Annotated in this window: 10 protein-coding genes, 2 tRNA genes, 2 rRNA genes and 1 pseudogene; 14 read left to right on the plus strand and 1 reads right to left on the minus strand. The window is 45.8% G+C overall.

The features are described 5' to 3' along the window. The 5 genes from JCM17207_RS06530 to JCM17207_RS06550 form a co-directional block, all read left to right on the plus strand. Positions 1-127 (plus strand): 23S ribosomal RNA (locus JCM17207_RS06530); the annotation flags it as partial. 96 nt (positions 128-223) lie between these two features. Further along, a 5S ribosomal RNA gene (gene rrf, locus JCM17207_RS06535) occupies positions 224-340 on the plus strand. A gap of 44 nt (positions 341-384) precedes the next feature. Next, a tRNA-Glu gene (locus JCM17207_RS06540) sits at positions 385-459 on the plus strand. 3 nt (positions 460-462) lie between these two features. Next, a tRNA-Lys gene (locus JCM17207_RS06545) sits at positions 463-538 on the plus strand. A 217-nt stretch (positions 539-755) separates the two neighbouring features. Next, complete coding sequence (locus JCM17207_RS06550; RefSeq protein ID WP_238316818.1) at positions 756-1,112, plus strand: replication initiator protein A; 357 nt, start codon at positions 756-758, stop codon at positions 1,110-1,112. A gap of 355 nt (positions 1,113-1,467) precedes the next feature. Here the strand turns inward: JCM17207_RS06550 and JCM17207_RS06555 are convergent, their stop codons facing one another. Next, the gene (locus tag JCM17207_RS06555; RefSeq protein WP_238316819.1) at positions 1,468-2,787 is read right to left on the minus strand and encodes an IS110 family RNA-guided transposase; all 1,320 of its coding nucleotides are present in this window, start codon (positions 2,785-2,787) and stop codon (positions 1,468-1,470) included. A gap of 270 nt (positions 2,788-3,057) precedes the next feature. Here JCM17207_RS06555 and JCM17207_RS06560 point away from each other — a divergent pair, with 270 nt between their 5' ends. The 9 genes and pseudogenes from JCM17207_RS06560 to JCM17207_RS06600 all read left to right on the plus strand — a co-directional run bounded on the left by JCM17207_RS06560 (position 3,058) and on the right by JCM17207_RS06600 (position 13,372). Beyond that, entirely contained in the window at positions 3,058-3,927 is an 870-nt protein-coding gene (locus tag JCM17207_RS06560; protein WP_238316820.1) for a ParB/RepB/Spo0J family partition protein, read from the plus strand. Between the two features lie 92 nt (positions 3,928-4,019). Beyond that, positions 4,020-4,397, plus strand: coding sequence for a TnpV protein (locus JCM17207_RS06565; RefSeq protein ID WP_238316821.1), 378 nt, complete (start codon positions 4,020-4,022; stop codon positions 4,395-4,397). 14 nt (positions 4,398-4,411) lie between these two features. Beyond that, a complete protein-coding gene (locus JCM17207_RS06570) occupies positions 4,412-4,714 on the plus strand; it encodes a DUF6809 family protein (protein ID WP_238316822.1) in 303 nt (100 codons plus the stop codon). A gap of 232 nt (positions 4,715-4,946) precedes the next feature. Then, positions 4,947-5,123: an IS3 family transposase gene (locus JCM17207_RS06575; RefSeq protein WP_238316823.1), complete on the plus strand. Its 177-nt coding sequence runs from the start codon at positions 4,947-4,949 to the stop codon at positions 5,121-5,123. A gap of 143 nt (positions 5,124-5,266) precedes the next feature. Continuing rightward, positions 5,267-5,944, plus strand: a complete 678-nt coding sequence (locus JCM17207_RS06580; RefSeq protein WP_238316824.1) for a hypothetical protein — start codon at positions 5,267-5,269, stop codon at positions 5,942-5,944. Continuing rightward, on the plus strand, positions 5,944-6,885 hold the full coding sequence (locus tag JCM17207_RS06585; RefSeq protein WP_238316825.1) for a PD-(D/E)XK nuclease domain-containing protein: 942 nt from the start codon (positions 5,944-5,946) through the stop codon (positions 6,883-6,885). The genes JCM17207_RS06580 and JCM17207_RS06585 overlap by 1 nt, the downstream gene beginning before the upstream one ends. Positions 6,886-6,899: 14 nt before the next feature. Then, positions 6,900-8,033: a hypothetical protein gene (locus tag JCM17207_RS06590; RefSeq protein ID WP_238316826.1), complete on the plus strand. Its 1,134-nt coding sequence runs from the start codon at positions 6,900-6,902 to the stop codon at positions 8,031-8,033. A gap of 443 nt (positions 8,034-8,476) precedes the next feature. After that, positions 8,477-9,645 (plus strand): annotated as a pseudogene (locus JCM17207_RS06595) (IS256 family transposase). Positions 9,646-10,216: 571 nt separating this feature from the next. Further along, positions 10,217-13,372 (plus strand): DUF3427 domain-containing protein, encoded by a 3,156-nt coding sequence (locus JCM17207_RS06600; protein WP_238316848.1) that lies wholly within the window; start codon positions 10,217-10,219, stop codon positions 13,370-13,372. Positions 13,373-13,440: the final 68 nt, after the last annotated feature.

The following is a 13,440-nucleotide window of genomic DNA, read 5'->3' on the forward strand; positions in this document are numbered from 1 at the left end:
CAAAGATAAGATATCCCACTGAAAAATCAGGTAAGATCCCTTGAAGACTACAAGGTTGATAGGCACAATGTGTAAGTGGAGTGATCCATTCAGCAAGCGTGTACTAATAGATCGAGGGCTTGACCACAATTCACTTGATACTCTGTTTGCTAGAGCAGTTTATTATTCAGTTTTGAAGGCACGTCCTTCTAGAGAGAAGCGCTGAGGTAGCTCAGTAAATATGGCCGGTGTCGATGACGGTGAGGACCCACCTGTTCCCATTCCGAACACAGAAGTTAAGCTCACTGGTGCCGACGATAGTTAGCTGGAAACGGCTTGTGAAAATAGGTAGTCGCCGGCTTCTCTCACATCAGGATATTGAAACCGTATCCTGATGTTTTATATGGCCCGTTGGTCAAGCGGTTAAGACAGAGGCCTCTCACGCCTTTAACATCGGTTCGATTCCGGTACGGGTCACCATATGCACCTCTAGCTCAGTTGGTAGAGCAACTGACTCTTAATCAGTGGGCCCAGGGTTCGAGTCCCTGGAGGTGCACCATACAACGCAAATCCGAACGTACTTCTTTTTGAAGATGCGTTCGGATTTGTTTTTTATTTTAAGTTTATTAAGATTTGAATGAGAATATTAGACGGAGGCAGTGAAAGCTGCCTCCGTTTTGTATTTGTCCTGGTAAGCGTTTGCGTGTTCCAAAACCCGCAGACGCTTTTTTATTTTGTCCATAACAGAAAGACGGCGAAAGCCAGGAGGTACGCGTATGGGTGATTTCTTTTACGGCGAGCAGGCAAACATCTTTTCTTTCTACCGCTTCCCCAAGGCGCTGTTTACAGATAGTCGGTTTCGGGGGATCTCAGTGGAGGCTAAGGTCCTCTACGGTCTTCTGCTGGACCGGATGGGGCTCTCAGTGAAGAACGGGTGGAAGGATGAAGAAGGGAGGGTGTATATCATTTTCACGGTAGAGGCCATTATGGAGCATCTGGGATGCAGCAACAAAAAGGCGGTGGGCCTGCTGCGGGAGCTGGACGAGAAGGCCGACCTCATCGAGCGCAGGCGGCAGGGTCAGGGCCGGCCCAGCCTGATCTATGTGAAGAGCTTCATGGATGCCTTGGCATGACGATTCTGGAAGTGTCAGAAGTTCACTTCCGGCGGTGTAGGTTTTACACTTCCAGAAGTGTAGAATCTACACCCTAATAAGAATGATAGAACCATACAGAGTAGAACGAGACTGATCCTTTCCTTTCCGGGCGGGGGAGGCCGGAACAAACCAATTTCACGACTCTGGGCAGATGCGCAGAGCCTTGTTTTTCACAGGAGTCCAATGGTGTGAAGTCAAGTAGATAATGCAAGAAAAAATGAGAAAAATAGAGCAGGAAGCACGATGTAGGTTGCAAAAAGGCGACACAAACCTAAGTCCTGCCCCTGAAAAATTTTAAAACAGGGCCTGCGCAGCAAAGCGGCGAGCGATACGCTCAGCCCTCTGGCGGGATATACAAGCGATTGTCCTTCAGCAGTCGAAAGATCAACCGAACAAGTTTTCTGGCAGTGAAAGCGAGTGCGCGTTTATGCTGGTACTTGTTGACCTCTTTAAATTTAAGGTCGTAATAACGTCGGAACTCGGAGTCGCATCTTCTCACAGAGTTGGCGGCTTCCAGCAGGTAGTAGCGGAGATAACGGTTGCCAGATTTAATCATCCGAGAATGCTCGGCCTCAAAGTCACCGGACTGGTTCTTATGCCAGACAAGGCCAGCAAACTTGGCGACAGAAGCTTGAGAATCAAAGCGGTGTATATCACCAAGCTCAGCAATGATACCGGCAGAGTAGATCCTGCCAATGCCAGGGATAGATGTCAAGGTATTTGGGATGATCTCAAACTGCTGATCAATAGCCTTATCCAAAACTTTGACCTGTTTTTCCAAAGCCCGCATGGAGGCAATAGATATCGCCATAGCCTGGTTTACGGTGTCGTTCACCGTTTTGGGCAACCGGTAAGAGCCGCTGGCCGCAGCGCGAACTGCCTTGGCAGTAGCTGCTGGGTCAGCAAATCTGCCATGTCCTGTTTCGGAAATAAAAGCAGTCAGTTCGTTCAAGTCTGTATTTGCCAGTTCATCCACGCTTTCAAAGTGTTCCATGAGTGCAATGGTGGTGGCACTGGTATTTGGGATATCCTTGTCTTGAGCCATACCGGAACATTTTAAGAATAAATAGTTTGCAAACCGCTGCTTCTCTCGGGTCAGGTTTTGAATCACGTCAAATCTGGCTCTGGTAAGGGTTTTAAGTGCATGGTAACGATAATCATCTAGATAGACCTCCTTGGCGATCCTGCCAAAACGGAGATGGTCGGCAATTACAAAGGCGTCCACCCAGTCGTTTTTAGGTAGATCTGGATAGGCCTCTTTGAATTTTTTAACCTGCTTCGGATTAAGAATATGAATCTTCCGCTGGAACCGGCCAAGACTGCCATCCTCCCGGAGGGCATAAACCAGGCTGTCCCCGTAAATGGAGGTGGCCTCCAGACCAATCACCACATCACTGAGCTGCATGGAGCTGAGTGCTGACACGATTTTCTCTGACAATAGCTTGGCACCACCTAAGTTATTCTGTACGGAAAAACTGGAATACTTGCTGCCGTCAGGATTCATCAGATAGACTACATTGTTTCTGCTGCTCACATCAATGCCAACAAATAATGGATTCACAATTTTCACCTCCCTGTATGGAGATTTAAGGCCAGCAGGCTTTGAGATACCCATGATAACCGGAGCATCTGCAACCTCGCGTATCAGAATCATTCCGGAGAAGGCTAATGCGATATCCCTTACTGCTAAAAGGGCAGCCTTGCATCCAGCAAACAGCCAATGAGTTTGCAGCTAACTTCCGGCTCAGGGGAACTAACTCCTTTTGAAGTGACTTTTCAGTCCAACAAGGTGATGGAGAACTTGTCCCTGCCGTCCTACAGCTATTGTATCACGGGCATCTCTAAGCCTGCTGATTATATGGAGTGAATGAAGCAAATACACTTAAAAATTACCTGCAAATCTTATTATACGAGGTGGTGCCCTATGTTGAAAAAGAAGCCGGAGACTGCTGCACAGGGAGAACAAATTCAGCAGGTTCCTGTGGCAGAACTCCACCCATTCAAAGATCACCCTTTCAAGGTGCTGGACGATGAGGCTATGCTGAAAACGGTGGAGAGTATGGCCCGGTTCGGCGTATTGAATCCGCTGATTGTCCGGCCCCGGGCGGAGGGCGGCTATGAGATCATCTCAGGCCACCGGCGACAGCACGCAGCCCGGCTGGCCGGCATGAAAGCCCTGCCGGTGATCGTCCGCCAGCTGGACGATGACCAGGCCATTCTGCAGATGGTGGAAAGCAATTTGCAGCGGGAAACCATCCGTCCCAGTGAGCGGGCCTTTGCCTACAAGATGAAGATGGAAGTCCTCAAACACCAGGGAGCCAGGACAGATTTAACTTTGAGCCAAGTTGGGACGAAGTTGCGCTCAGATGAAAAAGTGGCTCAGGAAGCAGGCGAAAGCCGCAATCAGGTCCAACGCTATATCCGCCTCACCCACCTAATTCCCGAACTTCTGGAGCTGGTAGATCAAAAGAAAATATCCTTCAATCCCGCTGTGGAACTGTCTTACCTGACAGCTGACGAACAGCGGGATTTTTTGCAGGCCATGGAGGACAGCAAGCACCCGCCGTCCCTGTCCCAGGCTCAGCGTATCAAGAGACTGAGCAGGGCGGGCGATTGCAGCTATGACGCCATTTTGGATGTCATGAAGAACGCCCAGCTGGACCGGCTGACCCTGAAAAACGAAGCCATCCGGAAATACTTTCCGAAGTCCTACACCCCGCGCCAGATGGAGGAAACCATTGTAAAGCTCCTGGAGCAGTGGCACAGGAAGCGCCAGCGCAGCCAGGAACGCTGAAAATTACAGCTTTGACATCCTTCCTTTCCGCACAGCGGCCCTGCTATAATGAGGCTGAAAGAAGGCAGCAGCAAAGCAGAAAGGAGCAGACTATGGAAGAACTGAGACAGACCATTCAGGAACACGGCATCCGGTATCAGCTGGAAGGAGACTATTATCTTCCGGTTCTGGAACTGCCGGAAGAAAACCGCCCCATTGGCCGCTGGGGGCGGCTCCATAAAACGTATCTGAAACATCACAGACCGATCCTGTATCAGTCACTGCTTTTGTCCGGGAAGCTTTATACAGTGCTGGCTGACCTGAATGAGCAGGCGACTGAACGGTGCCACCTCATCATCCGGCAGATGGCAGAGGCCGAGGGCATCACCGAGGAGCTGAAAGCAAACGACCCGATGCGCTGGGTGCAGGGGATGAATTCCATCCGCAGCCGGGCGGAGGAGATCATCCAGACCGAGATGATCTACTGTTGAAGGAGGGCAGAACAATGATTCTGGAAGCGATTTATAACGGAGACTTTTATCCCAGCGAAACGGTTGTACCAAAGTCCGAAAAGTACCGAAATGCACTGAGAGCCTGCGAGAAGATTATGGATCAGTTGGCCCAGAGGCTGACAAAGGAAGACTACGACCTGGTGGAAACGCTCCTAGATCAGTCCTCCATCGCCCAGTGCGAGGAGAGCGAGTGCCACTTCAAGGTCGGCTTCTCGGCGGGGCTGCTGGTGCAGCAGGAGGCGATAGAACAACTCAAAATCATGGATTATATCCATACAGAGCAAGGAGTCCTATGATCCGGGATTTGTACAACAACAGTAGTGTGGCCTACAAGACTGTGCCCAGAAAACAGTGAATCTGGTGCTGGATACTATTCGCCTTGCTATGAAGAAAGAGAAAGTCGCTGTGGAGGTGCACCTCCACAGCGACCATGGGTTTCAGTATACTTCCCAAGCGTACTTTAACCTGACGAAAGAATAAGGCATTACGCCGTCCACGTCAAGACTGGAAAACTGCTATGACAATGCAATGACAGAAAATTTCTTCGGTATTCTGAAAACCGAGTGCATCTACTGCCAAAAACTCAAAACATTTCAGCAGGCCAACGACCTGATTGACGACTATCATCACGAGCAGCTCCAGTCTTTGATTATTCTTCTTCTACCCCTTGTAGACCTCTTTTTTTGTACTGCCTGCATAATATGAATCGGTTCACAGGTTTGTCCTGTCAATCTTCTTTTTTATTTTGATGATAACTTTTGCCTGCTGTGACATTGATAACTTTTCTATATAGTTGTATAATTATATTAATTATAGATTCTGACAACATTTTTAAAGGAGGTAACTCGATGGCTTCCAGCAGTATTTTTATATATGAATTGAGTTCACCAGAAGAAATCAATATAGAATCAATATATTCATGTTTGAAAAGCTATCCGGAAGATGAAAATACCTATTTTAATTTGGAAATGATTAGCGCCAATGAACTACTGGGCGAATATGTCATTGTCCAAAATGCTCAAGAATCTTATTATAACCCTGAGCAGAGAGTTTTTGAATATCGTATTGTTCCTAAAGCAAATGTTATTTCTTTCAGCATTACGGATGGTTTTTTGGAAATTTGGGGAAACAAAACTTCAGCAAACAAATTGGTATTTGAGCTCTCGAATTTGTTGGCGCCTATTTCCATTAATAGTATCGAAGTTACGATTGACACTCTATTAGAAAAATTGAAAGGTTATAAGTTAAAAGTCTCTAAAGTGTGCTTTCAAGATTTTCTCTTTACGGAGGATATTGTTGGCAACTTTACTGTGGATCTCTCATCGTATGGAGATGCTTTTTCTATCCTACAGAAATATAATGATAAAATTTCAAGCATGACTATTATTCTTTACTGTAATAATAGCTCAATTAAACTCCGAATTACTGCAAAGGGGCGAGTTACCGTTTATAAGTCTCGTTCCTCGATGGACGATGGAGAAATATTATTTCTCCATCAAATTTTGCTGAATGGAGGTGAACATTGATGGGCGAACTTAGTCAAAGAATTGGGAAAAAATTAGAGCGCTATGGAAATTCTATTTTTGAGCATTTGGAATGGAAAATTTTAGCTCAAGATGTTCAAATTGACTGCATACGAGCTGCACATAAAAACGCAAAATCTTCTGACAAAAAAACGCATGGTGTAGATATATTGGCAGGGTATTATAATCCTTTTACTAAACGCCAAGAGGCCTTTATTATAGAATGCAAACATCGCGAATGGTCTAACTTTATTCCGAGTAATTTGTCATTATGGGTTGAGGAATTGTGTAATACTATTGAGTGTGCTTCAACATCTCCTGCCTTAACTACATATTTAGAAGGATATACTTTAATCGGTGGGATTTTGTTATATAATTCAAGTGATGGCATATACGAGATAAAACGTGCGTTAAAAAGCATTTCCCAAATTAAGGTTCCAAGACGTCGCCATCCTCTAATGATTTATCTTGCAGATAATAGTAGGCTTGAAAAATGGTATTCTTTTAATGCTGAAATTGCGAAAATTAAGCAAAACAGTATTGAAAATAGCTTTGGCATTATATATCCATCCATTGGTGGTTCTACCTGGGATCGTTCACCTGTAGTCACGCCAACATATTTATTTTCCGACTACATCTTGGCATCCTATATTAAAAGTGCAACCAACCAAGGCGTTACAACAAAGGTTGATATAAAGGCCTTGTTTTGTTTTGAGCACGTTACAGATGATTCTTTAAAGTATTTGCAGGATATGATTAATGAATTACAATTAGAATCGAGAAGTGATCGTTATCAAGAAGTTCATTTCTATTTTTATCCTGAAACAGAAAAAGACATAGATCACATTAAAGAATCTTTTTCAAAAATGTTCGCAGAAAAAAATACTTTTAAATATTATCTGATGGACAATCGTCGTTTATCAAGAATCTATTATGAGTCATAAGGGAGGCAAGAATAATGGCAGTTCAATCCTTTGTTAAGGGGGATGACCTTAAAAAATTAATAGACGATAAACTAATTAACGCTCAAAGTGTCAAATATGTTTTACGGCAAAAAGGTATCCTTCCCGTATGTACTAATTCAGAGGCTCTTTCTGACTTGATACACCATCATTTTTTTGGCTCTGCAACTATGACTCAGATGCAAGAAGTTATGAATTTTGAGCAAAACAACTTGAAGTCTACTGTTGTCATAATCTCTCCTAAAAGCGAACAGTCCAAAGAAGATTTTCTGACGAGTATAGCAGATGAATTTGTCAATAAAGGTCGTAGTTCGAATACTAAGTATACATTAAAAAACATTACAAGAAATCAAACCAGCGTAACATTGCAGTATATATATAAAAAACCCCAAAGAGGCCGTATTAAAATTGCTGAAACGCGAAAAGTGACTTTAGATGTTACCATTTCCCCGTTAGAAGATGATTCGCAGAAGTTTAAAGTTAGCATACGGCACGAAGGAATGTCGGAATCAAAACAGTTTGTCACACTTCTGGATGAAATGATTCAAGAAAATAGTGAACAGGCTGTATTTGGTCTTAAAAGAATAACTTTAGCAAGTCTTTTAAAGGCACACAAGGTAGATTTCTTTGATGATTTTGGCGCGTACACTCACAAAGAATGGAAACTAACAGACATTATTAATGTTACTGTAAACAAAGATGAAAAAAGCATTGATGATGAAAATGACGAGACTACATCAGGCGAAATTGATGATTCTGAACCCAGCGGACGCCTTTCGGGAATTAGTAGTGCAATTTTAAAAGGTGACGGGTTAAGAAATAATGATTTTGTAAAGGAATGTATGGCTCAAGGATTTATTTTTTCAAGCATGAGCTATAAATTCTCGCACAAGACACTCCCGATAACAATAGTAATCGATGTGAATTTTAAGCAAACCGACTTGAAAATCAATATTGTAAAAACATACCGGCTTGAAGATGACGGTATAGAACGTTTGGCCCCCTTGCCTGCAAGTGACCAGAGTTTGTATATCGATTATTTTCAAAATGTTGCTTATGCAGTCTACTCAAATCTCATTGAGAAACAAAAAGCCGAACTGGTTAAGCAAACTATCAAGCCGGACAAATAGAATGTGTTTAAAAACGGATGGTTTCATTAGACCATCCGTTTTTATTCAATAAACAACCACAAGCTATGCTTGTGGACGAGTGTGGCACGAGCGTTGATACGGTGAAAAAAACTTCCTTTTGCTAAAATAGAAACGGGTAACGCTAACCGCACTACAAGCAAAAGGAGGTTCATCCATATGGATGAGAAAAGTTTACCACACGTTGATTGGAAATACAAAAGCCTTTCAGAGCATTAACAAAAAATCGAGAAAAAGACACTTACATAAAATTTGGGATAGAGATATAGAAAAGATAAAAACCTAAAAGTGAAGGGTGGCTGAAGTTTTCGAGATAAGATGTAATAAGTTTCGCAAAAATAAAAATGAAATAAAAAGAGACATGGTTTGCAGATCTCTAGTAGAATGAAGTTGCGACACACAATTCTGAAAGGAGACAGCAAACCATGGCCGAGAAGATTGTACAGTTAAACGAGGAAGTAATCAAGGGTCAGCTCGAGGAGCTGGCGCGCGGAAGCATAGAAGAAACACTCAACGAGCTGCTGGAGGCCGAGGCAGAAAAACTGAGCCAGGCGGCCCGGTATAAGCGTAGCGAACAGCGCCGGGGCTACCGTGGCGGCTACTACAACCGCAATCTCACTACTACTTCCGGGAATGTCACCCTCAAGGTACCCAATCTTAAGGGAATCTCTTTTGAGACTGCTATTATTGAGCGCTATCGCCGTCGGGAGAGCAGTGTGGAAGAGGCGCTCATTAAGATGTATCTGTCCGACGTGTAGAGGGCATTACAGAAGTGCTGTGGGGCAGCAAGGTTTCTCTTTACCATCAGTGGAACTGAACAAGAAAGTCTACATCGAGGATTGGTGCAACCGTCCTCTGCAAGGTGGGCGGTATCCGTATGTTTATGTAGACGGGATCTACCTGCGCCGCAATTGGGGCGGGGAGTTTGAAAATGTAGCCATTCTAGTAGCAATTGCGGTCAATGAGGACGGAGATCGTGAGGTTTTGGGTGCCGCCGAGGGCATGAAAAAGGACAAGGTCAGCTGGGTCAGTTTCTTTCAGTGGATTCACAACCGTAGGTTAAACGGGGGCAAGCTAGTTGTCGGGGATAAGTGCATGGGTATGCTGGAGGCTGTAAGAGAAGTGTTCCCGGAAGCCAAATACCAGAGATGTACAGTTCACTTTTACCGGAATGTGTTCTCTGTGACGCCTCGCTCTAAGGTGAAGCTGGTAACCAAAATGCTCAAAGCGATCCACGCCCAAGAAAGCAAGAAGGCCGCCCGGGAGAAGGCTAAAGCCGTGGTAGAGGAACTGCGATCCATAAAGTTGAAAGAGGCCGCCAAAAAGGCTGAGGACAGCATTGAGAAAACGCTGACTTACAGTGATTTTCAACCAGAACATTGGACTCGTATTTGTACCAACAATGTTATTGAGAGGCTGAACCGGGAGATTTGCCGCCGAACCCGTGTGGTAGGGAGTTTCCCGGATGGACACTCTGCCCTTATGCTGGTGTGCGCCAGACTGCGCCATGTGGCCAGTACCCAATAGGGCAAAAAAGTACATGAATATGAAGCACTTGCAGGCTGCCTTGGAGGACGCCTCTATTGCTAGCTGACCTCATTTATTTCCAGAGATTGCAAACCAATTTGCGAAAAACTATTGACACTACCCACAGTTCACGGGGTTTGGGGCACGGCCTCAACAAGCTTTTTGTATTTGTATATACAAATGCCCTGCTTGCAACAATGATGTTGATTCTAAAAATTGATTTTATTTTTTAAAATCGAATGAAAAACCAAGAGCTTATCCAATTGTAGCAAGCAATGTTCGTGCTATCCATTGCCACGAACCGCTCGTTGGGGCTCCCCCAAACCCCGGTATGCGCAGAAAGTATTCTGCGGCTGCGCGTTCAGAGAACGCTTTTTATGCATCATGGAATCTTCAAAATCACCTGATTCAGAAAAGAGTTAGGTGATTTTTTGTTCAATGAGAAGACGCATCATTTGATTTGTCGCCTCTCACATAGAATTCAATTCTAAAAGTTTGAGATCACGATATGTTACGCTGGATGTTATGTAGTGCATGGTTCTATGCTAACTTAAGAAAACTTCTTGCCATATTATGGAATTTTAATTATACTGAAGATACGATACTTCTATAAGAATTCCATGGAAAGTGTGAAAGATATGCTATCGCCCGGCCTTTACGAACAGATCATCAATCAAGCTTTAAACAGCGAGCTTTCGGAAATTCCCGAGGCCTGCAAGTCCATTGCACCCATTGATAGGGCTGAGGCTTCGAAAGTGTTAGCACAATATCTAGCAGATGTGGTACAGAAAGGAATGGAGAATCTGCTGGACAACGGGGGAGATATTTCTGCGCAGATCGGGCTTGCCAACCAGATCGTAACCTTGATTCAAAATACCACGCAAGAAGCTGACTTTGCTGCGCTGCATGTTGACCAGCGGGCAGAGCAGCTTCTTGCGCTTTTAAGGCAGCAAGACCCTCGGCTGGCAGCAGGGAAAACGGCCGCAAGCTTGAGCCGGCCGGAGACATCCATTGCCCGGAGTAGTCTGTTTACGGGCGCCATCAAGGAACCTCAGATGTACACAGAACTGAAAAAGGAGATCGTTTCTGCTGATCGCATTGATATGCTGGTCTCCTTTATCAAATGGAGCGGCCTTCGGCTTTTGATGGAGGAACTGCGAGAGTTTACCCAAAATGGCGGCGAGTTGCGGATCATCACCACTTCCTATATGGGAGCTACGGATCTAAAAGCCATTGAGGAACTGCGTGCTCTGCCGAATACCCGGATTAAGGTCAGCTATGATACCAAGCGCACACGACTTCACGCAAAGACCTACGTCTTTTACCGAAACACGGGTTTTACCACTGCCTATGTGGGCTCCTCCAATCTGTCCAACACAGCCATCTCCAGTGGTTTGGAATGGAATGTAAAGGTCACCCGCAGAGATCTGCCAGAGACCATCGACAAGATTGCTGCTACGTTCGAGAGCTACTGGAACGCAAGCGAGTTTGAATACTACTCAGAGGGTCAAAAGGAACGGCTGGCTCGGGCACTGAAAACGGAGAAGTACATTGATTCCAACAACGCCGCAATCTATACCATGGATATCACGCCATACTCCTACCAGCAGGAAATTTTGGATAAGCTGGAGGCGGAGCGAACCATCCGAGGATATACCCACAACCTGGTGGTAGCTGCCACCGGTACGGGCAAGACGGTGATTTCGGCGCTGGATTATAAACGGTTTCGCAAGCAGAATCTCGGAAAGCCCCATCGGCTGCTCTTCGTTGCTCACCGAGAAGAAATTCTGCGACAGAGTCTGTATACCTTTCGAGCGGTGTTGAAGGATGCAAACTTCGGTGAGCTGTTCGTGGGCAATTATAGGCCAGAGAGCATTGACCATTTGTTTGTTTCCATTCAGACGTTTAATTCCCAAGATTTTACGTCAAAGACTGCCTCGAATTTTTATGACTATATTGTAGTGGACGAGTTTCATCACGCAGCGGCGCCCACCTATCAGAAGTTGTTGTCCTATTACAACCCAAAAATTCTGCTGGGCTTGACTGCCACCCCGGAGCGTATGGACAAGAAAAGCATTCTGCCCTACTTTCATCATCGCATAGCGGCAGAGATACGTCTGCCGGAGGCCATCGACCGCAAGTTGTTGTGTCCCTTCCAATATTTTGGCGTGACTGATACGGTGGATCTGAGTACGTTGAAGTGGAGCGCTGGCGGCTACGACAAAGGAGAGCTTTCCAATCTCTATACCCTTAGTGACACCGTGGCCAATCGACGCGCTGATTTGATAGTGAACTCCCTGCTCCGGTATGTGACTGATATCGACGAGGTCAAGGGACTGGGCTTTTGTGTGTCTATTGAGCACGCTGAGTTCATGTGCCGCTATTTTAACCAGCGCGGAATTCCGTCCATTTTTCTGACTGGTAAATCCACTGATGAGGAAAGAAACACCGCTAAGGGCAAGCTGGTAAGCGGTGAGATTCGGTTTATTTTCGTGGTGGATATCTACAATGAGGGCGTGGATATTCCAGAGGTCAACACGGTCCTGTTTTTGCGGCCCACCGAGTCTTTGACTATCTTCCTCCAGCAGCTGGGCCGTGGGTTGCGCCTTGCGGAGGGGAAAGACTGCCTGACAGTGCTGGATTTCATCGGCCAGGCCAACAAGCGGTATCGTTTTGAGGATAAGTTTGCAGCGCTGCTCTCGAACACGAGTCGCAGTGTGACCCGTGAGATCAAGGATGGCTTTATCTCTGCTCCGAAGGGGTGCTATATCCAGTTGGAAAAGAAGGCCGCCCGATATATTTTGGACAACATTCGAGCCTCCTATGGCAACACCGCAGGACTTGTTTCCCGGGTGGCTAGCTTCACCGAAGATAGCGGTCTGGAGCTGACCTTGGCAAACTTTCTGGACTATTACCACCTGGACCCTAGAGCGATTTATAAATTCTCTTCTTTCTCCCGACTTTGTGCTCGTGCAGACGTTATTGAGGATTTCAGCGAACCGATGGAGGATCTGCTCACAAAAGCTTTTGCACGGTTGGCTGTCATTGACTCCCGGCGGTGGATTCGCTTTTTGCTGGACCTTCTCCCGCGTTTGGATGATGTGGATTTTGCGGCGCTGAGCGAACGGGAGCGGCGGATGCTCCAAATGTTCTATGTGACAGTTTGGAGCAAGGCTGCAGAGGACTGGGCGGCAGATGAAGTGCTGGACAATCTGTATGCTCTTTCGGATAGCTCTGTTCTGCTGGGGGAGCTTTTGAGCCTACTCCGCTATCGGTATGAGCAGATTGATTTTATAGACGAGCCGGTGGAGCTGGGGTTTGACTGCCCACTGGATCTTCATTGTACCTATACCCGGGATCAGTTGCTGGTAGCAATGGATTTCATGAAACCGGCAACCGTGCGTGAAGGGGTGAAGTGGCTGCCGGAAAAGCAGCTGGATGTGTTCTTTGTGACGCTGAATAAAGCTGATAAGGACTATTCGCCAACCACCATGTACAAGGACTACTCCATCAATGAGAGCCTGTTCCATTGGCAGAGTCAGAGCACTACAGCGGCAGATTCTCCTACAGGGCAACGGTATATTCACCACCGGGAACGCGGGAGCAAAGTGTTGTTGTTTGTCCGAGAGTTCAAAACGGATCGGATCAGCGGTGGAGCAGAGGCGTATACCTTCTTGGGAACTGCAAACTATGTAAAACATGAGGGGAGCCGGCCCATGAATATTACCTGGAAACTGGATCGGCCGATCCCGGCAAAGTTTTTGAAAAAGACGAACAAATTGGTGGTGGGATAACAGGACCCATAGGATGGTTCCTGGGAAACCTAAGAATCCTTTTTGTTTGTGACTTGTAAATACCTTTT

The sequence above is a fragment of the Faecalibacterium gallinarum genome, from assembly GCF_022180365.1.
Lineage (GTDB): Bacteria > Bacillota > Clostridia > Oscillospirales > Ruminococcaceae > Faecalibacterium > Faecalibacterium gallinarum.

Excerpts from the sequence above, each read along its gene's own strand:
- JCM17207_RS06550 (WP_238316818.1), top strand. The coding sequence starts at position 756 with ATGGGTGATTTCTTTTACGGCGAGCAGGCAAACATCTTTTCTTTCTAC.
- JCM17207_RS06555 (WP_238316819.1), bottom strand. The coding sequence starts at position 2,787 with ATGATTCTGATACGCGAGGTTGCAGATGCTCCGGTTATCATGGGTATC.
- JCM17207_RS06560 (WP_238316820.1), top strand. The coding sequence starts at position 3,058 with ATGTTGAAAAAGAAGCCGGAGACTGCTGCACAGGGAGAACAAATTCAG.
- JCM17207_RS06565 (WP_238316821.1), top strand. The coding sequence starts at position 4,020 with ATGGAAGAACTGAGACAGACCATTCAGGAACACGGCATCCGGTATCAG.
- JCM17207_RS06570 (WP_238316822.1), top strand. The coding sequence starts at position 4,412 with ATGATTCTGGAAGCGATTTATAACGGAGACTTTTATCCCAGCGAAACG.
- JCM17207_RS06575 (WP_238316823.1), top strand. The coding sequence starts at position 4,947 with ATGACAGAAAATTTCTTCGGTATTCTGAAAACCGAGTGCATCTACTGC.
- JCM17207_RS06580 (WP_238316824.1), top strand. The coding sequence starts at position 5,267 with ATGGCTTCCAGCAGTATTTTTATATATGAATTGAGTTCACCAGAAGAA.
- JCM17207_RS06585 (WP_238316825.1), top strand. The coding sequence starts at position 5,944 with ATGGGCGAACTTAGTCAAAGAATTGGGAAAAAATTAGAGCGCTATGGA.
- JCM17207_RS06590 (WP_238316826.1), top strand. The coding sequence starts at position 6,900 with ATGGCAGTTCAATCCTTTGTTAAGGGGGATGACCTTAAAAAATTAATA.
- JCM17207_RS06600 (WP_238316848.1), top strand. The coding sequence starts at position 10,217 with ATGCTATCGCCCGGCCTTTACGAACAGATCATCAATCAAGCTTTAAAC.